The 22,179-nt window shown below is 70.7% G+C and carries 22 protein-coding genes; 11 read left to right on the forward strand and 11 right to left on the reverse strand.

Going from position 1 to position 22,179, the window contains the following annotated elements; translation table 11 throughout:
• The 3 genes from B7P34_RS39270 to cysS all read right to left on the reverse strand — a co-directional run.
• A partial coding sequence (locus B7P34_RS39270) for a DoxX family protein (RefSeq protein WP_286157446.1) occupies positions 1–1,335 on the reverse strand: 1,335 nt, incomplete at its 3' end.
• A gap of 223 nt (positions 1,336–1,558) precedes the next feature.
• The gene (gene rlmB, locus B7P34_RS04560) at positions 1,559–2,509 is read right to left on the reverse strand and encodes a 23S rRNA (guanosine(2251)-2'-O)-methyltransferase RlmB (protein ID WP_106674479.1); all 951 of its coding nucleotides are present in this window, start codon (positions 2,507–2,509) and stop codon (positions 1,559–1,561) included.
• Between the two features lie 129 nt (positions 2,510–2,638).
• Complete coding sequence (gene cysS / locus B7P34_RS04565) at positions 2,639–4,036, reverse strand: cysteine--tRNA ligase (RefSeq protein WP_106674480.1); 1,398 nt, start codon at positions 4,034–4,036, stop codon at positions 2,639–2,641.
• Positions 4,037–4,232: 196 nt separating this feature from the next.
• Here cysS and B7P34_RS04570 point away from each other — a divergent pair, with 196 nt between their 5' ends.
• The 3 genes from B7P34_RS04570 (at position 4,233) to B7P34_RS04580 (ending at position 7,393) form a co-directional block, all read left to right on the forward strand.
• Entirely contained in the window at positions 4,233–5,414 is a 1,182-nt protein-coding gene (locus tag B7P34_RS04570; protein WP_223267501.1) for an acyltransferase family protein, read from the forward strand.
• 91 nt (positions 5,415–5,505) lie between these two features.
• Positions 5,506–6,816, forward strand: coding sequence for an acyltransferase family protein (locus B7P34_RS04575; RefSeq protein ID WP_106674481.1), 1,311 nt, complete (start codon positions 5,506–5,508; stop codon positions 6,814–6,816).
• A 169-nt stretch (positions 6,817–6,985) separates the two neighbouring features.
• Positions 6,986–7,393: a PPOX class F420-dependent oxidoreductase gene (locus tag B7P34_RS04580; protein ID WP_106674482.1), complete on the forward strand. Its 408-nt coding sequence runs from the start codon at positions 6,986–6,988 to the stop codon at positions 7,391–7,393.
• Positions 7,394–7,483: 90 nt separating this feature from the next.
• Here B7P34_RS04580 and ispF read toward each other — a convergent pair whose 3' ends face one another.
• From ispF to B7P34_RS04595, 3 genes are all read right to left on the reverse strand, one after another.
• On the reverse strand, positions 7,484–7,984 hold the full coding sequence (ispF, locus tag B7P34_RS04585; protein WP_106674483.1) for a 2-C-methyl-D-erythritol 2,4-cyclodiphosphate synthase: 501 nt from the start codon (positions 7,982–7,984) through the stop codon (positions 7,484–7,486).
• Positions 7,974–8,747 carry a 2-C-methyl-D-erythritol 4-phosphate cytidylyltransferase gene (gene ispD / locus B7P34_RS04590; protein ID WP_106674484.1) on the reverse strand — a complete coding sequence of 258 codons (774 nt, stop codon included), beginning with the start codon at positions 8,745–8,747 and terminating at the stop codon, positions 7,974–7,976. The genes ispF and ispD overlap by 11 nt, the downstream gene beginning before the upstream one ends.
• Positions 8,748–9,055: 308 nt before the next feature.
• Entirely contained in the window at positions 9,056–9,538 is a 483-nt protein-coding gene (locus B7P34_RS04595; protein WP_003953493.1) for a CarD family transcriptional regulator, read from the reverse strand.
• 571 nt (positions 9,539–10,109) lie between these two features.
• Here B7P34_RS04595 and B7P34_RS04605 point away from each other — a divergent pair.
• The gene (locus B7P34_RS04605) at positions 10,110–10,781 is read left to right on the forward strand and encodes a DUF461 domain-containing protein (RefSeq protein WP_106674485.1); all 672 of its coding nucleotides are present in this window, start codon (positions 10,110–10,112) and stop codon (positions 10,779–10,781) included.
• A gap of 68 nt (positions 10,782–10,849) precedes the next feature.
• Here B7P34_RS04605 and B7P34_RS04610 read toward each other — a convergent pair whose 3' ends face one another.
• Both B7P34_RS04610 and B7P34_RS04615 read right to left on the reverse strand, forming a co-directional pair.
• Positions 10,850–11,530: a response regulator transcription factor gene (locus B7P34_RS04610; protein WP_031183999.1), complete on the reverse strand. Its 681-nt coding sequence runs from the start codon at positions 11,528–11,530 to the stop codon at positions 10,850–10,852.
• Entirely contained in the window at positions 11,527–12,747 is a 1,221-nt protein-coding gene (locus B7P34_RS04615; RefSeq protein WP_106674486.1) for a sensor histidine kinase, read from the reverse strand. Before B7P34_RS04615 ends, B7P34_RS04610 begins: the two co-directional genes overlap by 4 nt.
• Before the next feature lie 201 nt (positions 12,748–12,948).
• On the opposite strand from B7P34_RS04615, the gene phoU reads away from it, so the two are divergent.
• Positions 12,949–13,638 carry a phosphate signaling complex protein PhoU gene (gene phoU / locus B7P34_RS04620; protein WP_106674487.1) on the forward strand — a complete coding sequence of 230 codons (690 nt, stop codon included), beginning with the start codon at positions 12,949–12,951 and terminating at the stop codon, positions 13,636–13,638.
• 334 nt (positions 13,639–13,972) lie between these two features.
• On the opposite strand, the gene B7P34_RS04625 is transcribed toward phoU, so the two are convergent.
• Positions 13,973–14,839, reverse strand: coding sequence for a class F sortase (locus tag B7P34_RS04625; RefSeq protein WP_189382451.1), 867 nt, complete (start codon positions 14,837–14,839; stop codon positions 13,973–13,975).
• A gap of 181 nt (positions 14,840–15,020) precedes the next feature.
• Here B7P34_RS04625 and B7P34_RS37220 point away from each other — a divergent pair, with 181 nt between their 5' ends.
• Complete coding sequence (locus B7P34_RS37220; RefSeq protein WP_189382453.1) at positions 15,021–15,617, forward strand: hypothetical protein; 597 nt, start codon at positions 15,021–15,023, stop codon at positions 15,615–15,617.
• Between the two features lie 187 nt (positions 15,618–15,804).
• Here the strand turns inward: B7P34_RS37220 and B7P34_RS04635 are convergent, their stop codons facing one another.
• The gene (locus B7P34_RS04635) at positions 15,805–16,566 is read right to left on the reverse strand and encodes a phosphoglyceromutase (protein WP_106674600.1); all 762 of its coding nucleotides are present in this window, start codon (positions 16,564–16,566) and stop codon (positions 15,805–15,807) included.
• A 335-nt stretch (positions 16,567–16,901) separates the two neighbouring features.
• Here B7P34_RS04635 and B7P34_RS04640 point away from each other — a divergent pair, with 335 nt between their 5' ends.
• Positions 16,902–18,638, forward strand: coding sequence for a recombinase family protein (locus B7P34_RS04640; RefSeq protein WP_106674489.1), 1,737 nt, complete (start codon positions 16,902–16,904; stop codon positions 18,636–18,638).
• Positions 18,639–19,026: 388 nt separating this feature from the next.
• Here the strand turns inward: B7P34_RS04640 and B7P34_RS04645 are convergent, their stop codons facing one another.
• The gene (locus B7P34_RS04645; RefSeq protein WP_106674490.1) at positions 19,027–19,449 is read right to left on the reverse strand and encodes a helix-turn-helix domain-containing protein; all 423 of its coding nucleotides are present in this window, start codon (positions 19,447–19,449) and stop codon (positions 19,027–19,029) included.
• Positions 19,450–19,653: 204 nt separating this feature from the next.
• Here B7P34_RS04645 and B7P34_RS37225 point away from each other — a divergent pair, with 204 nt between their 5' ends.
• The 4 genes from B7P34_RS37225 to B7P34_RS04655 are packed head-to-tail and all read left to right on the forward strand — an operon-like array spanning position 19,654 to position 22,008.
• Positions 19,654–19,797 (forward strand): hypothetical protein, encoded by a 144-nt coding sequence (locus B7P34_RS37225; protein ID WP_189382455.1) that lies wholly within the window; start codon positions 19,654–19,656, stop codon positions 19,795–19,797.
• A gap of 11 nt (positions 19,798–19,808) precedes the next feature.
• A complete protein-coding gene (locus tag B7P34_RS37230) occupies positions 19,809–20,084 on the forward strand; it encodes a hypothetical protein (protein ID WP_189382457.1) in 276 nt (91 codons plus the stop codon).
• An 8-nt stretch (positions 20,085–20,092) separates the two neighbouring features.
• Positions 20,093–21,124 (forward strand): YqaJ viral recombinase family protein, encoded by a 1,032-nt coding sequence (locus B7P34_RS04650; protein WP_189382459.1) that lies wholly within the window; start codon positions 20,093–20,095, stop codon positions 21,122–21,124.
• The gene (locus B7P34_RS04655) at positions 21,121–22,008 is read left to right on the forward strand and encodes a recombinase RecT (RefSeq protein ID WP_106674492.1); all 888 of its coding nucleotides are present in this window, start codon (positions 21,121–21,123) and stop codon (positions 22,006–22,008) included. The genes B7P34_RS04650 and B7P34_RS04655 overlap by 4 nt, the downstream gene beginning before the upstream one ends.
• The last annotated feature ends 171 nt before the right edge of the window (positions 22,009–22,179 follow it).

A 22,179-nucleotide genomic window follows, 5' to 3' on the forward strand; every position in this document is an offset into this window, starting at 1 on the left:
GGCGGGGGCCGTCGCGGACGGGGGCGCCGAGTGGGTGCCCGGGGCCGTGGGTGTGGGGGTGCCCGCGGCCGAGGGGCCGTGGGTGCCGGCGCGGGGGGTGGCGGCGGTGCCGGGGCTCTGCGGGTCCGGCGAGCCAGGGAGGTTGTTGACCGGGGGGTCGCTGGGGCCGGGGACCTTGACGGTCTGGGAGGAGCGGACGGCGCCGCCGAGGGTGGAGCCGACCAGCAGGGTGAGGCCGATGACGACCGTGGCCATGATCGTGCCGCGGCGCAGGACGCGCCGCCGCAGGTCCCACAGCTCGGCGCGGGGGCCGAGGCGGCGCCAGGCCTCGCCGGCGAGGCGTCCGTCGATCGAGTAGAAGGGCGCCCCGGCGATCACGAGGGGGCTCCAGGCGGCCAGGTAGATGATGTCGGGGGCGTCGTAGACAGGGGTGCTGCGCCAGCTGACGGTGACGATCAGGACGGCGGAGAGCAGCACGCCGATGGAGGCGGCGAGGCGCTGCCAGAGGCCGACGATGGTGAGGACGCCGACGACGACCTGGAGGAAGGCGACGGTGAGGCCGGCGCCGACGGGGTGGGCGAGGGCGAGGTCGCGCAGGGGTTCGGCGGCGGGCCAGGGGTGGAGGGCCGTGAGCCAGGCGACCATGGAGCCGCGTTTGCCGCCGTCGAAGTAGACGGGGTCGCAGAGCTTGCCCATGCCGGCGTAGATGGAGATCAGGCCGAGGAAGATCCGCAGGGGCAGCAGGACGACGCCGAGGTTCATCCGGCGGCCGGGGTAGTAGGCGTGCCGGACGGAGTCGCCGTGGCGCTTGGTGGCGCTCTCGCCGTCCGCGTCTTCGGCGCCCTCGTCGTCGTATTCCGCGTCGTAGGCCTCGGGGTCGTCCGGGCCGTCGAACTGCGGATAGCGGTAGCGGTCTTCGTCGTACGCGCTGCCGGTGGGGCGGACGCCGTGCAGGAGCTGCGTCTCGGGCGCGGCGGGGCCGGCGGCGTCGACGAGCTCGCCGGGGCCGGTGCGCTCGGCGTGGCTGCGGGGGCCCACGACGGAGGGGGGCTGATCGCCGACGCGGACGCGGGGCAGCACCTGGGTGGAGCCCGCGTCGGTGACGGCGGAGTCCCGTACGGCCTGGAGGAGTTCGGTGGGCGCCGCGTCGCCGGGGGCGGCCCGCCCGCTCCACACCACGGGAGCGCGCCGTTTGGGCGTGCTCTTGACGGTGGGCAGCTGCGCCGTGTCGGCGATGCCTGCGTACTGGCGGGCGACGCGAGGGGGCCGGGCGAGCTGCACGCGGAAACTCACGTGGTTGACGGCGATCTGCGCCGGGTCGGACGGAACCTTCACCGTACTCAGCGCGGGCTGGTCGTCGTACCCGGAAGAGCTTCCCCCCGTGGGTGTGCGGGGTGTTCTGGTGTCCACACTCATCTAACCGAGTGACTTCTGATTAGGACACTGCCTTGACCGACTCGAACTGTCCGGGTCGCGTCAACACACCCCGTCAATCGTCTCCTTACGCACGGGACGGGCCGGTGAACCGGCCCGTCCCGTGCAGGAGAACAGTTTTTCCTCAGGCGCGGCGGCGGGCCGCCTCGTAGAGCACGACTCCGGCCGCGACGCCCGCGTTGAGGGACTCGGCGCCGCCCGGCATCGGGATGCGCACGCGGAAGTCGCAGGTCTCGCCGACGAGGCGGGAGAGGCCCTTGCCCTCGCTGCCGACGACGATGACGACCGGGCCTTCGAGGGCGTCGAGCTCGTGGAGCTCGACGTCGCCGTCGGCGGCGAGGCCGACGATCATCAGGCCTTCCTTCTGGTACGCCTCGAGCATCCGCGTCATGTTGGTGGCGCGGGCGACGGGCGTGCGGGCGGCGGTGCCGGCGGAGGTCTTCCAGGCGCTGGCGGTCATGCCGGCCGCGCGGCGCTCGGGGACGACCACGCCGTGGCCGCCGAAGGCGGAGACGGAGCGGACGACGGCGCCGAGGTTGCGCGGGTCGGTGATGCCGTCGAGGGCGACGATCAGCGGGTCCTCGCCGTCGTCGAAGGCGGCGGCGGTGAGGTCCTCGGGGTGGGCGTAGTCGTAGGGCGGGACGGACAGGACGAGGCCCTGGTGGTTGAGGCCGTTCGTCATGCGGTCGAGCTCGGGGCGGGGGGCCTCCATGAGGTTGAGGCCCTTGTCCGTGGCGAGCTGGAGCGCCTCGCGGACGCGCTCGTCGTTGTCCAGGTACTGCTGGACGTAGAGGGTCTTGGCGGGCACGCCCTCGCGCAGCGCCTCGACGACGGAGTTGCGGCCGACGACGAGCTCATTGGGGCCCTTGGGGCCGCCGCGGCGCGGGGCCGGGCGGCGGGCGGCCTGCTTGGCCTGGGCGTTGGCGAGGCGGTTCTTCTTGTGTCCCTTGCGCATGCTCGCGGGTGGGGTCGGGCCCTTGCCCTCCAGGCCCCGGCGCCGCTGGCCGCCGCTGCCGACCGTCGCGCCCTTCTTGTTGGACGTGCGACGGTTCCTGCGCTGGCTGTTGCCGGCCATGGGGTCACCTGACTTCTGTCTACTCTGCCGCCCTGGCGCCGCGCGGCCCTGGTGGGCTCTGCGGGCTTCGGACGGCTGCGCCGGAGCGGGTCCGGCGGTTGCCTACTACGTACGTACGAAAAGTGTCCCTCAGGACAGCGACCAGCGCGGTCCCGACGGGGTGTCCTCGATGGCGAGGCCGGCGTGCTGGAGCTGGTCGCGGATGGCGTCGGCGGCGGCCCAGTCCTTGCGGGTGCGGGCGGCCTGGCGCTGGTCGAGGACGAGGCGGACCAGGGAGTCCACGACGCCGTGGAGGTCGTCGCCGCGGCCGGCGGAGGCGTCGGCCCACTGCTCGTCGAGGGGGTCGAGGCCGAGGACGCCGAGCATGGCGCGGACCTCGGCCAGGCGGGCGACGGCGGACTCCTTGTCGTCCGCGGTCAGGGCGGAGTTGCCCTGGCGGACGGTGGTGTGCACGATCGCGAGGGCCTGGGGGACGCCCAGGTCGTCGTCCATGGCCTCGGCGAAGGCGGGCGGGACCTCGGCGGCGGGCTCGACGGTCTTGCCGGCGAGCTCGGTGGCGCGCTGCATGAAGCCCTCGATCCGCGCGAACGCGGCCTCGGCCTCGCGCAGGGCCTCCTCGCTGTACTCGATCATCGAGCGGTAGTGCGGGGTGCCGAGGTAGTAGCGCAGGACGATGGGGCGCCAGTGCTTGACCATCTCGGAGACGAGGACGGAGTTGCCGAGGGACTTCGACATCTTCTCGCCGCTCATGGTGACCCAGGCGTTGTGCACCCAGTACTGGGCGAAGTCGTCGCCGAAGGCCTTGGCCTGGGCGATCTCGTTCTCGTGGTGCGGGAAGATCAGGTCGAGGCCGCCGCCGTGGATGTCGAAGGTCTCGCCGAGGTACTTGTGGGCCATGGCGGAGCACTCCAGGTGCCAGCCGGGGCGGCCGCGGCCCCAGGGGGTCTCCCAGGAGGGCTCGCCGGGCTTGGCGGCCTTCCACATGGCGAAGTCGCGGGGGTCGCGCTTGCCGGTCTCGCCCTCGCCGGAGGGCTGGAGGAGGTTGTCCAGCTCCTGGTTGGAGAGCTGCAGGTAGCCGGGGAAGGAGCGGACGTCGAAGTAGACGTTGCCGTCGGCGGCGTAGGCGTGGCCGCGCTCGATGAGGCCGCGCATCATCTCGACCATCTCGGTGACGTGGCCGGTGGCGCGGGGCTCGACGGTGGGCGGCAGGCAGCCGAGGGCGTCGTAGCCGCTGTTGAAGGCGCGCTCGTTCTCGTAGCCGATGGACCACCAGGGGCGGCCCTGGTCGGCCGCCTTGTTGATGATCTTGTCGTCGATGTCCGTGACGTTGCGGACGAAGGTGACGTCGTAGCCGCGGTAGGTGAACCAGCGGCGGAGGATGTCGAAGTTCAGGCCGGAGCGGATGTGGCCGATGTGCGGGGCGGCCTGCACGGTCGCGCCACACAGGTAGATCGAGACGCAGCCCGGAGTGAGCGGGGAGAAGTCGCGGATCTGCCGGGCGCTGGTGTCGTACAGGCGAATGGTCACGCAACCAGAGTAGTGGGCGTTCGGCAGTGCCCCCGGCAATCGGGGCGCGGAAGGGAGGGAACGAGGCGTTCCGAGAGGGATGCGCGCCTCTTGTCCGTTATCTCCCTAATGCAGTCCATCTCACTAAATACGGCAAAATGACAGATCTGCGTGATAGCTTCCCGGGCACTGCCTCACCTTCACTCCTGGAGGGGTGTTGCACCCCACTCTGCTGCCCGTACAGCACGACGGAAGCCGCGGGCGCGCCCGGCTGGCCGCACTGGACGGGCTGCGGCTGTGCGCGGCGCTGATGGTGGTGGCGTACCACTACGTGGCGTTCGACAGGGGGGCGTGGCCGGGGTCGCCGCCGGAGGTCTTCCCCAGCGCCCACGTGCCGGCGTCGTACGGCTGGCTGGGGGTGCAGCTGTTCTTCATGATCAGCGGCTTCGTGATCTGCATGAGCTGCTGGGGCCGGGGGCCCGGCGAGTTCGCCGTGTCGCGCGTCACCCGGCTCTTCCCCGCGTACTGGTTCTCCGTCCTGGCCGTCGCCCTCGTCGTCTGTCTGTGGCCGGTGGCGGACGAAACCCTCCGCTCGCGTGACGTCGCCGTCAACCTGACCATGCTCCAGTCCCCTCTCGGGGTGGACGCCGTCGACGGCGTGTACTGGACGCTGTGGGTCGAGCTGCGCTTCTACCTGCTCTTCGCGCTCGTCGTCGCCGGGAAGGGGCTCACGTACGCGCGGGCGGTCGGCTTCTGTGTGGTCTGGGGCTTCGCGGCGGCGGTCGCGGCCGCGGTGGACGAGCCGCTGCTCGACCAGGTGCTGCTGCCGGAGGACTGCTGGTACTTCATCGCGGGCATCGCCTTCTACCTCATGCACCGCCACCGCCCGAACCTCGCGCTGTGGCTGCTGGTCGCCGGGTGCTTCCTCGTCGCCCAGCACGGCCTGGTGGCGGCCCAGGCGCGCGCGGAGGGCCACATGGGCCACCGGGTGCCGCACTGGCCGACGGCGGTGCTGCTCGCCGTGTTCTTCGCCGCCATGGCGGCGGTCGCGCTCGGCTGGACGCGCCGGCTGACCCAGCGGTGGCTGACCACGGCCGGCGCGCTGACCTATCCCCTCTATCTGATCCACGAGCGGGTGGGCTGGCTGGTGATCCGGCGGACGGCCCGGGACGTGCCGCCGGCCGTCCTGCTGCCCGCGCTGCTGGCGGGGATGCTGGTGACCGCGTGGCTGGTGCACCGCCTGGTGGAGCGGCCGCTGGCCGGGGTGCTGCGGCGCGGGCTGCAGCGCTCGGCGGCGGAGATCCGTGCCGGTCTGTCCGGCCCCCCACAAGATCGTCACAAGATCACCCCGGAGACGTTCCAGGCCGGGGGTTGGAATTACGGCAGAGACAGGAGATAACTGTCACGGCGGGCCGGGGGGTCCTTGTGTCAGCATGCCCGCGGACGGCCCTCGTAGGATGAGCCGACCTGAGCCCGATGGAGAGGACCACATGCGTTTCGCCAGCCGAGGAGATCTCGATGGCGGCCTGGTAGCCGGACAGAAACCTGCCGCTCCCAGGCTCTACGTCCTGGACGGGCTCCGGATCGTCGCCGCTCTGATGGTCGTCTTCTTCCACTACGTGGCGCTGCGGGGAGGCTGGGGCCAGGACCCCGAGCACATCTTCCCCAACCTGTGGAAGTTCGCCCAGTACGGCTGGACGGGCGTCGAGATCTTCTTCCTCATCAGCGGTTTCGTGATCTGCATGAGCACGTGGGGCCGCTCGCTCGGGGACTTCTTCATCTCCCGCGTGTCGCGGGTCTACCCCGCCTACTGGGTCGCGATCCTCCTGACGGCCTCGGTCGTCACGCTGTGGCCGCAGGTGCGGCAGATCAACGGCGGCTTCGACGGCGTCCTCACCAACCTGACCATGCTCCAGTCGGGGCTCGGGGTCTGGGACGTCGACGGCGTCTACTGGACGCTCTTCATCGAGCTGAAGTTCTACGTAATGTTCGCGGTCGTCGTGGCTACGGGCGTGACGTACCGCAAGTGCGTGCTCTTCTGCGTCCTGTGGACGGTCGTCGCACTGGCCTCGGTCCAGGCGGACATCAAGCTCCTCGACCAGTGGGCGATGCCGCTCTACCAGCCCTACTTCGTCGCGGGCATCGCCTTCTACCTGATGTACCGCTACCGCCCCAACGCCCTCCTCTGGGGCATCACCGCCATGTCGCTGCTCCTCGCCGAGCACCACATCACGCGGCGCGTCGCGGACAACACCACGCACAACATCCCCGCCTGGCCCGCCCGGGTGATCGTCTTCGCCGCGTTCGTGCTGATGGCGCTGATCGCGTGCGGCAAGCTCAACCGGATCCAGTGGCGCTGGCTGTCCACGGCGGGCGCGCTCACCTACCCGCTGTACCTGCTCCACCAGTACATCGGCATGACGGTCATCTACGGCCTGCGCGACCGCGTCCCCCGGCACGTGCTGGTCATCGGCCTGGTCGTGGTGATGCTCGGCGCGGCCTGGCTGATGCACAAGCTCGTGGAGCGGCCGCTGGGCACGAAGCTGCGCAAGGTGCTGCGCTCCAGCATGGAGGAGGTGCGGCAGCACTCCCCGCGGCGCGCGGCGCAGGCTTCGCCGGGGGCCCCGCAGGGAGTCCCGCAAGGAGCCCCGCAGGGCGCTTCGGCGGTCCCCGAGCAGCACGCCGGGCGCGAGGAGGTCCGCGAGGGCGCGGTGGCGCAGCGGCTGCGGGCGTACGAGACGGGCACGTACGAGCAGCCGGCGGGCGACCGGGTGGCCGTGGGCCGGCCGGACGGCGCCTGACCCCGCACAGCTGACCGTACGGGTCAGGGCCGGACCTCACCACGGGTCCGGCCCTGACCCGTACGGGCGCGTTCCGGCTTGTCCCGGCTTGTACGCGCCCCTTTCCCGCGCCGGCGGCATACGGTGAGCGCGATCGCGTACGCGCACGCTCCCCAGGGAAGGAACCGCCGTGGTTGCCACGCTCTCCGACGACCTGAAGAAGCTCCTCGACGACGCCCCCGTCTTCGCGACGGTCGCCACGGTCCAGCCGGACGGCAGCCCGCAGCTCACGGTCACCTGGGTCACGCGCGACGGCGACGACCTGCTGATCTCCACGACCGTCGGGCGGCGCAAGGAGCAGAACATGCGCCGCGACCCGCGCGTCACGGTGATGATCAACCCGCCGAACGCGCCGTACACGTACGCCGAGGTGCGCGGCACGGCCTCGCTCACCACCGAGGGCGGCCCCGAGCTGATCGACGAGCTCTCGCGGAAGTACACGGGCAAGGACTACGCGGACTTCAATCCGGCGGCGAAGGACGACGCGCAGCGGGTGGTCGTGCGGGTCACGCCGCGGAAGGTCGTGGGGTCGATCTGACCCCGCGGCCTTCCGCGGCGTCGCCGGGCCCGCAGGCGCGCTGACGCGCGGTGTCCTCGAACGCCGGACGGGCTCTTTCGTTCCTCGGGCTCAGTAGGCCTGGGCCCGGACCACCAGGGCCGTCGCCACCGCCGTGAGGCCCTCCTCGCGGCCCGGGAAGCCCAGGCCGTCCGTCGTGGCGCCGGAAACCGTCACCGGGGCTCCCACGGCCTCCGAGAGGACCTTCTGGGCCTCCTCGCGGCGCTTGCCGATCCGCGGGCGGACGCCGACGACCTGGACGGCGACGTTGCCGATGACGAAGCCGGCCTCGCGCACGATGCGGGCGGCCTCGGTGAGGAGCGTGACGCCGGAGGCGCCGGCCCACTCGGGGCGGCCGGTGCCGAAGTGGGCGCCGAGGTCGCCGAGGCCGGCGGCGGAGAAGAGGGCGTTGCAGGCGGCGTGGGCGACGACGTCGGCGTCGGAGTGGCCGGCGAGGCCGGTCTCGCCGGGCCACAGCAGGCCGCCGCACCACAGCTCGCGGCCTTCCTCGAAGGCGTGCGTGTCGGTGCCGATGCCCACCTGGGGCAGGGCGGGGAGCGGGCTAGAAGCCATCGTTGGCCCTCCTGCGGGCGAGTACGGCCTCGGCGAGGACGAGGTCCAGCGGCCGGGTGACCTTGAAGGCCTCCTCGTGGCCGGGCACGAGGACGACGGGGGCGCCGAGGCGCTCGACCATGCCGGCGTCGTCGGTGGCGCCCTCGCCCGCCAGGTCGGCGAACTTCTCGTGGGCGGCGTCGAGCGTGCGCCGGTCGAAGCCCTGGGGGGTCTGCACGGCCCGCAGGAGCGCCCGCTCGGGGGTGCCGGTGACGAGCTCGGGCTCGCCCTCCGCGGCGCCCGTGCGCGGCTCGACCTGCTTGACGGTGTCGGCGAGCGGCAGGGCCGGGACGACGGCGGGCGCGCCCTCGCGCACGGCGGTGATCACGGCGTCGACGGTGTCGACGGGCACCAGGGGGCGCGCGGCGTCGTGCACGAGGACGGTGGTGACGTCGGCGGGGAGGGCCGCGAGGCCGAGGCGGACGGACTCCTGGCGGGTGCCGCCGCCGGGGACGACGAGGACCTCGGCGCGGTCGTGGCCGCTGAGGGGGTGGTCGTCGAGGAGGGCGCGGACCTCGGCGGCGCCGTCCGGCGGGGCGACCACGACGACGAGGGAGACGGCGCGGGAGGCGGCCATCGCCCGGACGGCGTGGACGAGCATGGGGGTGCCGCCCAGGGCCCGCAGGGCCTTGGGGGCGCCCGGGCCGAGCCGGACCCCGCGGCCTGCGGCGGGGATCACGGCGGCGGTGCGCGAAGGAGTGACGGCAGGGGCTCGATCAGACATTGCGTTCGCGTTCAGGTTTGCTTCCTCGGCCGGATTGGGTATGGCCTGGGGAGTGCCGGGCAACAAGCCCCGACCAGCCCCTTCCGTGACAGCTGGGCGGGCCGGCTGCCCGGGCCCGGCACTCTTACGCACGGCGGGTGCGCGTGCCCGCATCCAGAGATGCCGCAGCGCCCGGCGGATGACTTGCGTCACCGCGCGGGCACCGCGGCACTTCTTTACGTCCGGTGCATCCCGTACGTACGGTCTTCACGTCCGGCACCTGTGCGTCGGGACGCCAAGGTATTGCAGGCCGTCGGCTCTTAACGGCCTCAGGACGCGAGGACCTCGTCGAGCAGGGCCTCGGCCTTGTCCTCGTTGGTGTTCTCCGCGAGGGCGAGCTCGCTCACCAGGATCTGGCGCGCCTTGGCCAGCATCCGCTTCTCACCGGCGGACAGACCGCGCTCGCGCTCGCGGCGCCACAGGTCGCGCACGACCTCGGCGACCTTGATCACGTCGCCCGACGCGAGCTTCTCGAGATTTGCCTTGTAGCGGCGGGACCAGTTCGTCGGCTCTTCCGCATACGGTGCGCGGAGCACCTCGAAGACCCGGTCCAGCCCATCCTGGCCGACCACATCGCGCACACCGACGAACTCCGCATTGTCCGCCGGCACCCGAACCGTCAGGTCACCCTGGGCGACCTTCAGCACCAAGTAGGTCTTGTCCACGCCTTTGATCTGGCGAGTTTCGATGGCCTCGATCAGCGCGGCCCCGTGATGGGGATAGACCACGGTGTCGCCAACCTTGAACGTCATGTGACAGGTACCCCTTCCGTGGCTATCCAGTCTAACACGGGAACTCCCCGTACTGAATGGCGTTTTCGCAGGTCAGGGCATATCTCGGGGCTTGACAACAGCAACCGGGACGTGCTGCGGAGGGGTTCCGGAAGCGGGTATTCGCAGGTGGGAGCGGTTCTTCGGCCAAGGCGAAACGGGCACGTTACACGCGTGGAGAGGCGCTCGCGAGCGGTCGAACGTCCCGTTTTGCCGGGGTCCGCTCGGCTGACTTCCGCTACTCCGTTCGGGGCGGCGGGCGCGTTCACCGACCGGAATCCGGAATTGATCACCGCGAACTTGATCAATTCAGGAAGGCCTTCCGCGCGCCCGCGCATTCCGTACCGATAATGCGCACCGGCGCCCGCGGACATCCGCGCGGGGCGCACACCGTCGATATTCGGCCGTGCGCCGGACAGGGCCCAAGTTGACCATGGGGGCGGGTCGGGTGCGGCCGCCTCCGAGGGGGTCGGTAACCTAAGCGCGCTGACACCACGCTTACACCGCTTGCACCGCTTACACCTCTCACCTCGTCCTAGGAGATGCCGCCGCCGTGAGCAGCAGCCTTCGACGCGGCGCTCTCGCCGCCACCGCCCTCGTGCTCTCGATCGCCTCGCTCACCGCCTGCGCGGCGGGCAACAGCGCGCAGACGCTCGAGGTGAAGCCGGACAACGCCGCCACCTCGGTCGGCGACATCAAGCTGCAGAACGTCAACGTGATCACGCAGCCGGACCTCACCGCGAAGGGCCCCGCCGTGATCACCGGCCAGGTCTTCAACAACGGCCGCGAGGACCAGACGCTCCGCGCGATCACCCTGCCCGGCAAGAACGGCGCCAAGGTGAAGCTCACCGCCGCCAAGGGCTCCGGCGACGTCGTCGTGCCGGCCGGCGGCTCCGTGCTGCTGGGCGGCAAGGGCAACGCCTCCGCGGTCCTGCCGGACGGCCGCGAGGCCATCAAGGACGGCGAGCAGCAGCGCCTCGCGTTCGACTTCAGCAACACCGGCGAGGTGCGGATCGGGGCGTTCGTCGTCCCGGCGACGAGCTACTTCAAGGACTGGGGCCCGGGCGAGGCCGCGCCGACGCCGGCGGCGAAGCCGGGCGCTTCCCAGCCGAGCGGCGAGCCGTCCGCCCCCGCGGGGTCGCCGTCCGGCGCGGGCAAGCCGAGCGGCGCCGCGGGCCAGCCGTCGGGCGCGGCGTCCCAGGGCGCGCAGCACGCCGGTCACTGAGCAGGCCGTGACGAAGGGCCCGGAAGCGTTCCGCTTCCGGGCCCTTCGCTCGTTCGGGTGAGACCGGCTTACGGTTCAAACTTGTAGCCGAGGCCGCGGACCGTCACCAGGTAGCGCGGCGCGCCCGGGTCCGGCTCGATCTTGGCGCGGAGCCGCTTGACGTGGACGTCGAGGGTCTTGGTGTCGCCGACGTAGTCCGCGCCCCAGACCCGGTCGATGAGCTGCATGCGCGTGAGCACGCGGCCCGCGTTGCGCAGCAGCATCTCCAGGAGGTCGAACTCCTTCAGCGGGAGGTCGACCTTGGCGCCGGAGACCGTGACGACGTGCCGGTCGACGTCCATCCGGACCGGGCCGGCCTCCAGCGCGGCCGGCGTGACCTCCTCCGGCTCGCCGCGCCGGCGCAGCACCGCTCTGATGCGGGCCACGAGCTCGCGCGAGGAGAAGGGCTTGGTGACGTAGTCGTCGGCTCCTATCTCCAGACCGACGACCTTGTCGATCTCGCTGTCCTTGGCGGTCACCATGATGACCGGGACGTTGGAGCGGCCGCGCAGCTGCCGGCAGACCTCGGTGCCGGGCAGGCCCGGCAGCATGAGGTCGAGCAGGACCAGGTCGGCGCCGTTGCGCTCGAACTCGTCCAGCCCGTCGGGCCCCGTGGCCGCGACGGCGACCTCGAACCCCTCCTTGCGCAGCATGTAGGACAACGCGTCGCTGAAGGACTCTTCGTCCTCGACGACGAGCACTCGGGTCACGGAAGGACCTCCGGGGCGGGAAGGTGTTCGACAACGGGATGGTGGGGGCTGCGGTCGCGGTCTCGGACCGCGCCCGCCTCGGGGAGTCGCAGGGTGAACGTCGAGCCCTGGCCCTCGGCGCTCCAGACCGTGACCTCCCCGCCGTGCGAGGCGGCCACGTGCTTGACGATGGCGAGGCCGAGGCCGGTCCCGCCGGTGGCGCGCGAGCGGGCCGGGTCGACGCGGTAGAACCGCTCGAAGATCCGCTCGCGGTCCTTCTCGGAGATGCCGATGCCCTGGTCGGTGACGGCGATCTCGATCAGGGCTCCGCCGGGCGCCGCGATGTGGCGGGCGGCGATGCCGACGCGGGTGCGGGCGGGGCTGTAGTTGACGGCGTTCTCGACGAGGTTGCCGAGGGCGGCGGCGAGCTGGCCGCGGTTGCCCCAGACGTGCAGGTCGGCGGTGCCTCCGGCGGCCATGGTGATCTGTTTGGTGGAGGCCTGGTGGCGGCAGCGGTCGATGGCCTCGGCGACGAGCTCGTCGACGCGGACGGGCTCGGCGTCCTCCAGCGGGTCGTCGTTCTGCACCCGGGAGAGGTCGATGAGCTCCTGGACGAGGTTGGTGAGCCGGGTGGCCTCTATCTGCATGCGGCCCGCGAAGCGGTGGACCGCCTCGGGGTCCTCGGCGGCGTCCATGACGGCCTCGGAGAGCAGGGAGAGGGCGCCGACCGGCGTCTTGAGCTCGTGGCTGACGTTGGCGACGAAGTCGCGGCGGACGGCCTCGATGCGGCGGGCCTCGGTGAGGTCCTCCACCAGCAGCAGGACGAGCCGGGAGCCGAGCGGGGCGACGCGGGCGGAGACCGCGAGGGCCTCGCCGCGGCCGGTGCCGCGCCGGGGCAGGTCGAGCTCGACCTGGCGTATCTCGCCGTCCCGCCGGGTGTCGCGGGCCATCTGCAGCATGGGCTCGACGGCCAGTTTCCCGCCGCGGACGAGCCCGAGGGCGTACGCGGCGGAGCTGGCCTTGACCACGGCGTCGGCCTCGTCCAGGACGACGGCCGAGGAGCGCAGCACCGAGAGGACGGTGTCGACGCCGGGCGGGAGCACGGCGTCGGTGTGCAGGGAGCTGCGGGTCGGGCGGGCCTGGTCGCGCTCGCTCCAGCGGAACGCGAGCATGGCGATCACGCCGGTGCACAGTCCGGCGAGCGCTGCCGCTGCGGCGAGGGCCGCGTCCACGTTCATGAGTCCAGGTTATGCGGGTGGTGCGGACCGTCCACAGCCAAATGGGTGCCGCCTCGAACACACGTTGCCGAGAGTTCACCTAGGCGTCGGTACGGGTTCACTCCGGAGCGCCGCTGCCGTCGCGTTCCGGCCAGAACGTGGGAGCGTGGGCGGCCATACGGCTCGGCCCACCGTTTCACTCGGCAGAGAGAAGGTCAGGCAATGCGGGACGCGTACCACGAGGAGCTGGATTCGATCGGCGAGGGCCTGGTGGAGATGGCCCGGCTCGTCGGGTCGGCGATCGGGCGCGCCACCACGGCGATCCTGGACGCGGACCTCAAGCTCGCGGAGTCCGTGATCGCGGCGGACGCGAAGGTGGACGACCTCCAGCGGGACCTGGAGGAGCGGGCCGTCGCACTGCTGGCGCGGCAGCAGCCGGTCGCCACGGACCTGCGGATCGTGGTCACGTCGCTGCGCATGAGCGCGGACCTGGAGCGCTCGGGCGACCTGGCCCAGCACGTCGCCAAGCTGGCGCGGCTGCGCTTCCCGGACACGGCGGTGCCGCGCGACCTGCACGCGACGATCCTGGAGATGGGCCAGCTGGCGCAGCGGCTGATGGCCAAGGCCGGCGAGGTGATCATCACCAAGGACGTCGACCTGGCGCTGCAGCTGGAGCAGGACGACGACGCGATGGACCTGCTGCACCGGACGCTCTTCCAGCACCTGATGGACGACCGCTGGCGGCACGGCATCGAGACGGCGGTCGACGTGACGCTGCTGGGCCGCTACTACGAGCGGTTCGCGGACCACGCGGTGTCGGTCGCGAAGCGGGTGGTCTACCTGGTCACGGGCGAGCACGCGGACGAGCTGACGCAGTCGGACGGCCGGACGGGCGGGGACGGCGACGCCTGAGCGGGGGCGTGAGGACCCGTCGTGCGACCCACCCCGAGTGCTTCCACGCGCCCTCCATGCGCCCGTACATACGTACGCGAGGGGCATTGACGGACGGATCGGGCGGCCATTGACTGGGGGCAGGCAACCACCCTCCGAGGAGGTACCCGCATGACCCAGACCCCTCAGGCACCGGCCACGGGATGCCAGTGCGGCCCCGGCTGCAGCTGCGGCTGCCAGCAAGGCGGATCGTGCCAGTGCGGCGGCAGCTGCAGCTAGCTCCTCACCCGCATGTCACTCACGGGAAGGACCCCCGGCCGGTGCTCCGGCCGGGGGTCCTCTCGCGCTGCCCGGCTCACTCTTCCTCGGGGTCCGCGTCGTTCTCGCCGGTCTCGCCGGTCTCGCCGGTTCCGGGGCCGGGGGGCGCCGGGGCGGCCGGGCTCGGCTTCTGGGCGGGAGCCTGGGGCTGCTGCTGAGGCTGCTGCTGTTGCTGCGGCTGCTGCTCCTGGGACTGGGGCTGCGGCGGCTGCTGTTGTTGTTGTGGCTGCTGCGGTTGCGGTGCCTGCGCCACGCCGGTCAGGTACGAGCTGACGACGATGTTGGCGCTGTAGAGGTGCTTCTTGCGGTCGTAGTCGCCGCCGCAGGTGACCAGCCGGAGCTCCGCCCGGTCGGTGTCGACGGGGCCGTAGAGCTTGTCGGCGTCGAAGGGCTCGTTGGGGACGACGGCGATGTCCTCGACGGTGAACTCGGCGACGATCCCGTCCGTGCGCGTGACGTTGATCTTCGCGCCGCGCTTGAGGACGCTCAGCCCGGCGAAGACGGCCGGGGCCTTCTCGGTGTCGACGTGGCCGACGATGACGGCGGGGCCCTCGCTGCCCGGCGAGGGGCCGTCCTTGTACCAGGCGACCGCGTCGGCCCGCTCGTACGGCGGCAGCTCGACGCCGCCGAGCTTGTCGAGGCCGTGGCTCTCGATCGGGGCCTTCAGGCCCAGGATCTTGATCTCAAGGGTCTGGGGGCCGGCCCCCGGCAACGGATCGTGTGCCGGGGGCAGGCCGTGCGCGTGGGGGTGGCTCTTGGCCGCGGTGCTGTGGTGACGGCCCGGGGCCGGGGTCTCCGGCTCGTCGGCCCTGTCGTTGCCGAGCAGGCAGAGGACCAGCAGCAAGGCTGCCCAGGCCGCCCTCGTCAGCAGGCGGTTACGGCCACCTGCACGCGCTTCTGACATGACGCCCGCTCGCTCCCCGTCACTGCTTGACGGCGCCGGCGGTGCGGCGGCGGTACCAGATCATGCCGCCGATGAGACCGGCGGTCGCGGTACCGGCCAGGATGAGCACCGGGGCGTCGGGAGCCGTCGACTCCGTGGAGGCCGCGAGCGCGGTGGCGCCACCACCCGCGTGGGAGGAGTGGTGCGGACGGCCGTGGTCGTGGTCGCCGTGGTCGTGGTCGCCGCGCCCGTGGTCGTGGTCATCCCGGCCGTGGTCGTGGTCGCCACGCCCGTGGTCGTGATCGCCGCGGCCGTGGTCGTGATCGCCGCGGCCGTGGTCGTGGTCGCCACGCCCGTGGTCGTGGTCGCCTCGGCCGTGGTCGCCCCGGCCGTGGTCGCCGCGCCCGTGGTCGTGGTCACCCCGGCCGTGGTCGTGGTCACCACGCCCGTGGTCGTGATCGCCGCGGCCGTGGTCGTGGTCACCGCGCCCGTGGTCGTGGTCACCCCGGCCGTGGTCGTGGTCACCCCAGTCGTCGTCGTGGTCGCCCCAGCCGTCGTGATCGCCGCGGCCGTGGTCGTGGTCACCCCAGCCGTCGTGGTCGTGACGGCCGCAACCGCCATGGCCGTGGTCATGGTCGTGACGACCGTGGTCGTCGTCGTCGCAGCGGCCCGTGGCCGGGACGGCCGCAGCCTCGCCCGCCGACGGGGCGATGCTGCTCCCGAGGGCGTAGGCGGGAACGACGGGCGCCGCGACGACGGCGACGACGGTGGCTGCACCGCATATGGCGGAGCGGATTGAATGCATGGTGTTACCTCCTTGCTTCCGAGGCTCACCTGAAGACCCGCCCGCCGCATCCGCACCGTATCCGTCTTGCTCCATTCGGTGACCACGCAACCCGTTCGCCACAGCAAGAAGCCCCCCACCAGCGCTTTCACACGCCGGCAGGGGGCCCGCCGTTCCATGAGCCCCCGTCAGGGGGCGGGCGTCACTTCTTCTTGCCCTGGTTCTTCACGGCCTCGATGGCGGCCTTGGCGGCCTCCGGGTCGAGGTACGTGCCGCCGGGGGTGACCGGGCGGAAGTCGGCGTCGAGCTCGTAGGCGAGCGGGATGCCGGTGGGGATGTTCAGGCCCGCGATGTCCGCGTCGGAGATGCCGTCCAGGTGCTTGACCAGGGCGCGCAGCGAGTTGCCGTGCGCGGCGACGAGGACGGTGCGGCCGGCGAGGAGGTCCGGGACGATGCCGTCGTACCAGTACGGCAGCATGCGGACGACGACGTCCTTGAGGCACTCGGTGCGCGGGCGCAGCTCCGGCGGGATGGAGGCGTAGCGCGGGTCCTCGCTCTGGGAGAACTCGGAGCCGTCCTCAAGGGCGGGCGGCGGGGTGTCGTAGGAGCGGCGCCAGAGCATGAACTGCTCCTCGCCGAACTCGGCCAGGGTCTGGGCCTTGTCCTTGCCCTGCAGGGCGCCGTAGTGGCGCTCGTTCAGCCGCCAGGAGCGGTGAACCGGAATCCAGTGGCGGTCGGCGGCCTCCAGGGCGAGCTGCGCGGTGCGGATGGCGCGCTTCTGCAGGGAGGTGTGGACCACGTCGGGGAGCAGACCGGCGTCCTTGAGCAGCTCGCCGCCCCGGACCGCCTCCTTCTCGCCCTTCTCGTTCAGGTTGACGTCCACCCAGCCGGTGAACAGGTTCTTGGCGTTCCACTCGCTCTCGCCGTGGCGGAGGAGGATCAGCTTGTACGGTGCGTCGGCCATGCCCATGAGCGTAATCGACCGCGTGGGTGGTGCCGTGCGCGCTGCCGCGACCGCCGTCGATTGACGGCGTCCGGCAATCCGATGGCAGGTTCACCTCAGGTGTGTGTAACTTGCGCCTAGCGCGTTCGACACTTACACATGGGGGGATCCGGAATGTCCGTCGCGAGCGTCAGACGAGCCGCGAAGGAGAGTGTCTCGGGGTTGCCCCGGGCCTTCTGGTGGCTGTGGGCCTCCACGCTCGTCAACCGGCTGGGCGCCTTCGTCTCCATCTTGGTCCCTATTCGCTAGACCGTACGAACGGCAGTTTCGTACGGTCGCTCGAAGAAGGGGGCCGTATGAATCTTTCGGGGGTCCGTAACCTGCGCGAAAGCCTCGCGGGGCTGCGTGCGGGGCTGTACGCGCGGAAGAGCGCGTACCAGGGCAACAAGAAGAGCAAGGGGCGGTCGGTCAAAGAGCAGCTCGATATCGGGCGTGCGACCTCTGATGACCTCGGGACGACCGTCGTCGAAGAGTTCGTGGACGACGACCGATCCGCGTCGAGCTACCGCACCCGGGAGCGCGAAGACTTCGAGCGGATGATCGAGTGGATCGAGGCCGGGCGCCTCGACATCGTGATCGCGTGGGCGTCGACCCGGTTGCAGCGCGATCTCGCGGTCTATGCCCGGCTGCGCGATGCCTGCATCCGGAACGGCGTGCTCTGGTGCTACGGCGGCAAGGTCTACGACCTGTCGAACAAGGATGACAAGTTCCGGACGGGCCTGGACGCGCTGATCGGCGAGCGCGAGGTCGACGAGCTGCGCGACAACCTCATGCGGACGCTGCGCGCGAACGCCATCAACGGACGTCCGCACGCTCAGGCCGCATACGGGTACCGCCGCGTGTACGACGAGCGCACGGGGCTCTACATCTGCACGGTCAAAGATGAGACCGAGGCACCGGTCGTCCGAGAAATTATCCTCGGCGTCGGTGCCGGCAAGGCGTCGGCCAGCCTCGAAAGGCAGTTCAACACGGGGGGCGTCACACCGCCCACCCGGTATTGGACCAAAGGGCAGGTCACGCGGCTGGCGGAGTGGCGGCCGGGCCTCCGCGACAACGAGACGATTCACCCGTCGTGGCTCGCTCGGATCGAGGATGCAGTCGACCTCCGACAGGAGGCACGCGACCGCCTCGACGCTGGCGAAACGCCGGTTGATGTCGCGCGGGACTTCAACGAGCGCGTCGAGCCGCTCATCATGGCGCGCTGGATCTCCGCGACGATCACGGCTTACGCGACGGATGTTCGTTACATCGGCTCGCGCACGCACCACGGCAAGGTGACCCACGAGGATGCGTGGCCGGCGATCGTCTCCCTAGCTGAGCATGTGCAGGCCGTCAGCGTGGTCAAGGCGCGCAAGGAGAAGCGATCGTTCAACATGCGTCCCGGGCGGGCAACTCACTGGCTATCGGCGATCATGATCTGTGACATCTGCGAAATCCGGGTGAACTCCGATCGTCAGCATGGGCTGCCGCGGTACTCATGCGCAGAGCCCGGCCCCGAGGGCGTGAAGGGATACCACGCGAGCGCGCAGGTTTCGATCGTCGATCCGTACGTGCAGGACAGGCTGTTCGCGTGGCTTGCATCCCCAGACTTCGCCAGGGCGTACGCGAAGGGCGACAAGGAAGTGCTTCAGGCGATGGAGGAAGCCGAAGCCGAGGCGAAGCTCTTGCAGGAGCAGCTCAACGAGTTCTACACGGAGGCGGGCGCCGGCCGCCTGTCGGCTCAGGGCCTGGCCGCGGTCGAGGCGGACATACTTCCGCGGATCGAGGCGGCGCAGAAGCGCGCTCAGTCCATGGCCATCCCGCCGGCGGTGAAGGATCTCGCGGGCGCGACGGTGGATGAGATCAGCGAGGCGTGGAAGCACCTCGACCTCTCGCAGAAGCGGATGATCGCCGAGGCGCTGATCGAGGTTCGCCTCAAGCCGCAGGGACGGCAACGTGATCCGGCGGTGCAGACCTTCGTAGCTGTGATCCCGAAGGTGCACCTTCGCCCGAAGAAGGTTCCGGGCACGGCTCCGGTGGCGCCAGCCGCGTAAGGCGCCGAAGACAAGAGAGGGCCGCACGGCGACATGCCGTGCGGCCCTCGGTGTTGCTGATCAGTCGCGACGCTCGTCGTTGTCTGATCCGGAATCTTCACGTCCGGGCTGGGGGGCAAGTCCGTTGAGGGCATGTTCGAGGCCGGCGGCACCTGTTGTGGTGATGTGCCGTCGGTCCATGGCTATGGTCAGTCCGTCCTCGGTCGCGCGGACGACTGCGATTGCTCCGGTGTCGAGTTGAGTGCGAGTGACGCGGATCAAGGTGGTTGCCCCCCTGTTGGCATGACGGGACCCCTTCTCGAACATGCGTCCGATACAGGGCCCCGGTCAGCCTACCCCGGGCAACACCGCAGGTCACGCAGCATGAGCGGGGCGTTTACGACGACGTTCAATCGTCCTCCGCTAGTTCCCGCGGCAGCTCGCCAGCGGCCCACTTCCTGAGCAGCGTTTCGACCTTCGGCATGTCCTTGCGGCCGGTGCCGGGCGCGTGCACGACGACGACGGTCGCCTCGGAGGTGCTCGCGCCGAACGGGTCGTCGGCTATGAGTCCACAGTATTGCTGGGCTGCGGCTATGCGCACCTCCCTTTCGGACCTCCCGATCGCCGCGGCCACTGCGCCTACGACTCCGGGTTCGAGATGGATCGACTGATCTTGGGCAATTCGGTGCAGGGTGGTGTAACCCACCATTACCCCCGTCGTCGGATCGACCGCGCGCTCGGCGAGCTTGCGATACGAGAGCCCGGTCTCTTCTTTCGCGGCACGCAAGAGGTCCCCGAAGGGGGTGCCGTAGGGGGTGCCGGTCTCCGACACGTTCTCACTCCGCTCTGTTGCAAAACTCGAACATTCTCATCTAACCAGCCATAGCGTCGCGTGGCACAGCCAACAAGTGCGTTGACGTGCACTTTTCCAAGACTTAGCGTTGCGGTTGTTCGACATCTGCAACAGCCGGACAGGCGCTTTCGTGTGCTTTGCGCCCTTGGCTGTTCGAGTTCTAGAACAGACCGGAGGGGGACCGTGACGACCACACAGACACCGCCCGAGCCTCGCGAGGACGCGCGGCCGACGCCCGAGCAGATCGACTTGATCCGCCGTGTTCTCGCCCCCCACATCCACAGGGCCAGGCGCGAGCGCACCGTCGAGCACCCGTCCGCAGCATGAGGAGTCAGCACATGAACACGGTGGAGTTTCTTGGCCCGCCGCCCAAGCAGCGCAACACTAAGCACGCCCAGATCGCGGCCGAACTGCGCGCGCACCCCAACGTGTGGGGAGTGGTGCAGAAGCCGACGACGATCGCCCGCGCAGCATCCGCCGCGCAGGCGATCCGCACAGCCCGGCTCACCGCGTACGAACCGGCCGGATCCTTCGAGGCAGTTGCCCGCACGGTCATCGTGGGTGGGGCCGCCGAGTACCGCGTCTACGCCCGATTCATCGGGGGGCACCAGTGACAGCGACTGTGACACCGACGGGTGTCGTCGTCGCCCCGGCCGGCCTCGATCGCGAGCAGTGGCTCACTGTGCGGCGCACGGGAATCGGCGGCTCCGAGATCGCTGCGGTACTGGGCATGAGCAAGCACGCGTCGCCGTACGAGGTGTACCTCGACAAGCGCGGCGAGCTGCCGCTCGACCGCCCGCAGCCAGCCGAGCTCGCCGAGGCCGCGTTCTGGGGACACGCACACGAGCCGACGATCGCCAGCGTTTTCGCGGAACGGACCGGTCTCCGTGTCGTCGAGGGCCCGGGGACACTCGCCCATGTCGAGCGTCGATGGATGCTCGCCAACCTCGACCGCGCCGTGATCGAACGGGGGAAGTCATCCCCGTCCAGCCTGCTGGAGATCAAGACGAGGTCCGCCTATCAGCTCGACGAGTGGCTGCTCAGCGTCCCCGATCAGCCGGCCCTACAGACCCATTGGTACTTGGCCGTGACCGGCTATCAGCACGCGTACGTCGCTGCCCTGCTCGGCGGAAACCGGCTGATCGTGCATCGTGTCGAGCGTGACGAGCAGCTCGTCGAGCACCTCGTCGAGATCGTCGGCCAGTTCTGGCAGGGCGTTCTCGACGGCACCCCGCCGCCGGTGGACGGATCCGAGGCAACCGCGGATCTGCTCGGGCACCTCTACGACGTCCAGGCCGATGCCGTGACCGTGGCTGATCCGGCCGAGCTTTTGCCCCTGCTGGAGCGTCGGCGTGAGTTGAAGGCGCGCGAGGCCCGGACCGCCAACGAGCTGCGCGAGGTCGACAACCGGTTGAAGTCGATGGCCGGCGAGGCCGAGGTCGTCACGGTGCAGGGCTCGACCGCCTACACCTACCGGCAGAACGGCCCACTTTCGCAGAAACGTTTCATCGCCGCGCACCCGGATCTCGCACGGCAGTACACGCACCGCGTCGATGCGCTCAACACGAAGCGCCTCGCCGCTGAGCACCCCGACGAGTTCCGGGCCCACCGCGCCCGACGCCTCGTCGTCCCGAACCAGGAGACCGCAGCATGAGCAACACCCTTGCCGCGCGTGTCGCCCAGCGCGCCAACACCCGTGCAACCGCCGCCCAGCCTGCCCAACGCCCGGCCAGCCTCGTTCAGTTCGTCGAGACGATGCGCCCGCAGATCGAGCGCGCTCTGCCCGGCCACATGGGAGGCGCCGACCGGATAGCCCGGATCGCGCTCACCGAGCTCCGGCGCGTCGAGCACCTCGCCGAGTGCAGCCGCGAGTCGTTCGCCGGCGCCCTGATGACCTGCTCGGCCCTCGGCCTCGAACCCGGCGGGGTGTCGGGCGAGGCGTACCTGCTCCCCTTCTGGAACAAGCGCGTCCGCTCGTACGAGGTACAGCTCGTCATCGGCTATCAGGGCATGATCAAGCTCTTTTGGCAGCACCCGCTCGCCGCCGGCCTCGACGCGCGCCCTGTCTATGAGGGCGACACCTTCGAGTACGAGTACGGACTCGAACCGAGGCTCCGGCACGTACCCGGTCGCGGACCAAGGGGACAAGCCACCCACTATTACGCCGTCGCACGGATGGCGAACGGTGGAAACGCGTTCGTCGTTCTCAGCGTCGAGGACGTCGAGGCAATCCGCAAGCGCAGCAAGGCCCGCGACTCGGGGCCCTGGCAGTCCGACTATGACGCGATGGCGTGCAAGACCGCCATTCGTCGGCTATTCAAGCTGCTGCCGAAGTCCGCCGAGCTCGCGCGTGCCGTGGCGCACGACGAGACCGTGCGACGCGATGCCTCCCCCGAGGGTCTCGACATGCCCGGCGAGTACATCGAGGGCGAGATCGTCGAGCAGTCGGCGCACCAGGGCGGCGAGCAGATCACGGTCGAGAACGTGCCCGAGGAGTCCGCCGGCTGGCCCGATGCCGCTGTGTCGGCCGCCGGATGAGTCACTCGCCGGCCCTCAACTTCCGGTGCCGGCACTGGGACGGGCAAGCCCGCCGCTACTGCGGCGCCCCGCGCGCCCGCCGTTACCTGCCGGGCTACCGGTGCCCTCTCCATACCCCCTCGGCCCTCGCCGGCCGCCCCGAGGCCCCCGAATCTCCCTCCCGCATGCGTA

Source organism: Streptosporangium nondiastaticum, assembly GCF_003011965.1.
Lineage (GTDB): Bacteria > Actinomycetota > Actinomycetes > Streptomycetales > Streptomycetaceae > Streptomyces > Streptomyces nondiastaticus.

Bases quoted from the DNA above. Each gene is read 5' to 3' on its own strand.
- B7P34_RS04640 (WP_106674489.1), top strand. From the start codon at position 16,902: ATGAATCTTTCGGGGGTCCGTAACCTGCGCGAAAGCCTCGCGGGGCTG.
- B7P34_RS04655 (WP_106674492.1), top strand. From the start codon at position 21,121: ATGAGCAACACCCTTGCCGCGCGTGTCGCCCAGCGCGCCAACACCCGT.
- B7P34_RS04635 (WP_106674600.1), bottom strand. From the start codon at position 16,566: ATGGCCGACGCACCGTACAAGCTGATCCTCCTCCGCCACGGCGAGAGC.
- B7P34_RS04615 (WP_106674486.1), bottom strand. From the start codon at position 12,747: ATGAACGTGGACGCGGCCCTCGCCGCAGCGGCAGCGCTCGCCGGACTG.
- B7P34_RS04575 (WP_106674481.1), top strand. From the start codon at position 5,506: ATGCGTTTCGCCAGCCGAGGAGATCTCGATGGCGGCCTGGTAGCCGGA.
- B7P34_RS37230 (WP_189382457.1), top strand. From the start codon at position 19,809: ATGAACACGGTGGAGTTTCTTGGCCCGCCGCCCAAGCAGCGCAACACT.
- ispD (WP_106674484.1), bottom strand. From the start codon at position 8,747: ATGTCTGATCGAGCCCCTGCCGTCACTCCTTCGCGCACCGCCGCCGTG.
- phoU (WP_106674487.1), top strand. From the start codon at position 12,949: ATGCGGGACGCGTACCACGAGGAGCTGGATTCGATCGGCGAGGGCCTG.
- B7P34_RS04625 (WP_189382451.1), bottom strand. From the start codon at position 14,839: ATGTCAGAAGCGCGTGCAGGTGGCCGTAACCGCCTGCTGACGAGGGCG.
- B7P34_RS04595 (WP_003953493.1), bottom strand. From the start codon at position 9,538: ATGACGTTCAAGGTTGGCGACACCGTGGTCTATCCCCATCACGGGGCC.
- rlmB (WP_106674479.1), bottom strand. From the start codon at position 2,509: ATGGCCGGCAACAGCCAGCGCAGGAACCGTCGCACGTCCAACAAGAAG.
- ispF (WP_106674483.1), bottom strand. From the start codon at position 7,984: ATGGCTTCTAGCCCGCTCCCCGCCCTGCCCCAGGTGGGCATCGGCACC.